The sequence below is a fragment of the Streptomyces anatolicus genome (genome assembly GCF_019400875.1).
Lineage (GTDB): Bacteria > Actinomycetota > Actinomycetes > Streptomycetales > Streptomycetaceae > Streptomyces > Streptomyces anatolicus.
In genome coordinates this window covers 1-1,550 of record NZ_WMBF01000806.1, presented here as the reverse complement: position 1 = coordinate 1,550, position 1,550 = coordinate 1, and the positions used below count along the sequence as shown (strand labels likewise).

Here is a 1,550-nt window from a genome sequence, read left to right as displayed (position 1 = left end):
GCGCCCCGCCTGCGCAGCAGCCCCGCGCCCCGCCCCGTCCGGGCCAGATAGGACCCGGCGAGCTTGAGGGCGAGGGGCATTCCGCCGAGGCGCCGCGCCAGGGCCCGCGCGTCCGCCATCGGACCGGCGTTGCCCGCGAAGTCGACGAGGACCTCGGCGCCGTCCTCGGGGGAGAGCACGTCGACCGGACGGCACGTCGCCTCGCCGCCCCACACCGCCGGGTTGCCGATCCGGGTGGTGACGACGGTCAGCCCGGCCCCGCTGGGCCGGATCCAGCCGGTGCCGTCGCCGGGTGAGCCGTGCAGGGACGCCGTACGGCCGGGCTCGTCCACGTTGTCCACGACCAGGAGCCAGGGCCGCTCCGCGCCGTCCAGGGCGCGCCACACCAGATCCATCGCGCTGGCCCGCCCCGACCAGGCCTCCTCCACCCGTGGCTCGGGCACGCCGAGGTCACGGGCGACCTGACGCATCCCGGTGACGAGGCTGTCCCGCGTCGCGGCGGAGAGCCAGAAGACCTGGTGGCCCTCGTCCTTGGCGAGCCGGGCGAGGCCGAGAGCGACGGTGGTCTTGCCGCAGCCGCCCAGTCCGTACAGGACCTGGATCCGGTCGCGGTCCGCCGTCAACGCCCGGTGCAGGTCGGCCAGCAGGCCGTCACGGCCACGCACCCGGGGCGGCAACTCACCGTACGGGGCACGCACGGTGAAGGTGCCGGGGACGGCGGAAGCGGGGGCGTTGTGCGGCGAGGGATCCGGCCCGGACGCCCCCGGCGCGGACGGCGGTTCTGCGGCGGCGCGCTTGGCGGCGGTGCGCCCGGCGGTCTCGTGCCCGGCACGCGTCCGCCGTCGCCACTCCCGCTCGGCCGCCTTGGCCTCCTCCTGGGCCCGCCGCCAGGACGTATCCGGCTGGACCCGGCAGCACTTGAGCAGCGTGGAGACCGTGCTCCAGCTCGGCGCCCGCGAGCCGCCCAGGGCGTCGGAGACCGTGGTGCGGCTCAGGCCGCAGATGCCGGAGACGTCCCGTACGCCGCTGAAGCCGTGCCTGCCGAGCAGCTGCCGGAGCCGCGTGGCCAACGCCCGCATCTCCTCGGGCGCTCGCGGCTCGACCGGCTTCAGCCCGTTCATGTGTCCCTCCCCGTGCCACGACCCGACGACCGAGCGTACGGGCTGGGTCCGACATCCACGCGGCTGTCCGCACATGTCCATGCCGTCCGGCCCCGGACACCCGGACAACGGCTCCTCCCGCAGGTCCGCGCACCCCTGTCCGGACCCCGTCCGCACCCCGTCCGCACTCGCTTCAAGCCACCGCACCGCCCCCGGTATCCAGGTCACCGAGCGGCGGAAGAGCCGTCGCGACAGGGCCCGCAGGGGCCGATCGGAGGCAACCGGCAATGACGATCGCGCAGTTCATCGCGGAGCACGGTGAGGACGTCCTGAACGCGGTGCGGTGTGTCCGCTTCGCATACGCGGTGTGGAGGGTCACCAAGGACGTACGGAGGAAGCGGCACTCGACCTGACGCGGCGGGGCTGCGAAGCTGGTCGTGATCTTGGGGA

General features: G+C 74.8%; 1 protein-coding gene and 1 pseudogene. One reads left to right on the top strand and one right to left on the bottom strand.

Features of this window, described 5'->3' with window-relative positions:
* Positions 1-1,121: pseudogene (locus tag GKQ77_RS32615) on the bottom strand (hypothetical protein); the annotation flags it as partial.
* A gap of 266 nt (positions 1,122-1,387) precedes the next feature.
* Between GKQ77_RS32615 and GKQ77_RS33780 the strand changes: the two are divergent.
* Positions 1,388-1,513, top strand: coding sequence for a hypothetical protein (locus tag GKQ77_RS33780; RefSeq protein WP_258022351.1), 126 nt, complete (start codon positions 1,388-1,390; stop codon positions 1,511-1,513).
* Positions 1,514-1,550: the final 37 nt, after the last annotated feature.

Coding starts and splice junctions, on each gene's coding strand:
- GKQ77_RS33780 (WP_258022351.1), top strand. CDS start 1,388: ATGACGATCGCGCAGTTCATCGCGGAGCACGGTGAGGACGTCCTGAAC.